Raw genomic sequence first — 930 nt, 5'->3', positions numbered from 1 at the left:
ATCCAAATTATTATCAGAAAAAGCCATATAGCTATTTATCCACATCCATTCATAACCTAAACTGCTACCGGTCGCCAACAGAAAATGGTCAATCACTTTAGTAGTATTAGGCTCACATACCACACATTCTAGACGATAGCTTCTAGCCATTCCGCCACTGCCCGTCGGTACCGATACTGAGGTCATACACCCTTGAATATCTGCCCAATTAAACTCTTTAACGGTTATCTCTTTAGCTCTAAAGGGCGAGCGAGTAAAGGTAGCCCATGTTCCAAAATATAAAAGAGAATGATCATAAATATAAACTTTACCTGTTTTACGGTTTAAACGGATGGGGCAATCCTCGGGGGCAAACAGTGTATTTAGCAAGAATTGAAAAAGAAAATAAGCGAGAAATATTATCAATAAAATACCTGATATTATTATTATTCTATCATCACTCACTGTAATAATAACGAAAACTCCCATATATAAAGCCAATAATGATAGTAAAACAAAAATTGAGGAAATAAATGCTGTAATCCCACGAGCAAAAAATCCTCCTCCTGAACGCCGTGAAAATTCACAATAATCATCATTAGCATAACGTAATTTTTTATTATTACTTAAAGGCAATTGCGTTGTATATACACCTTTGTGCAAATCTTCGCGCCAGCATGACACTTGCGGTTGGTACTTTGATGGCATTATTTATTTCCTAACTTTTTATACTCGGCATCTATTTGTTGATACTCTTCAAGCGAGCTAGCTTTGGATTTTTTGTCGATTTCTTCTGGCCAGTTGACTTTGATTGGCCAAGTAAAGTCTTCTTCTGGCATAAATTCGGCATCCAAATTTTTATCAGAAAACGCCATATAGCTATTTATCCACATCCATTCATCATAACCTAAACTGTTATCGGCCGCCAACAGAAAGTGGTCAATCACTTTA

1 protein-coding gene and 1 pseudogene are annotated in these 930 nt (G+C 36.5%); both read right to left on the bottom strand.

Annotated elements, in window-relative coordinates:
- Positions 1 to 687, bottom strand: a 687-nt coding sequence (locus A9G45_RS00290; RefSeq protein ID WP_065572341.1) for a DUF6708 domain-containing protein, incomplete at its 3' end; no start/stop codon positions are given.
- Positions 687 to 930: pseudogene (locus A9G45_RS14250) on the bottom strand (hypothetical protein); the annotation flags it as partial. The gene A9G45_RS00290 and the pseudogene A9G45_RS14250, both read right to left, overlap by 1 nt.

The sequence above is a fragment of the Gilliamella sp. HK2 genome (assembly GCF_001690265.1).
GTDB classification, from domain to species: Bacteria; Pseudomonadota; Gammaproteobacteria; order Enterobacterales; family Orbaceae; genus Gilliamella; species Gilliamella apicola_C.
Note: the sequence above shows the minus strand (reverse complement) of the source record. Positions and strands in the feature narration are given on the sequence as shown.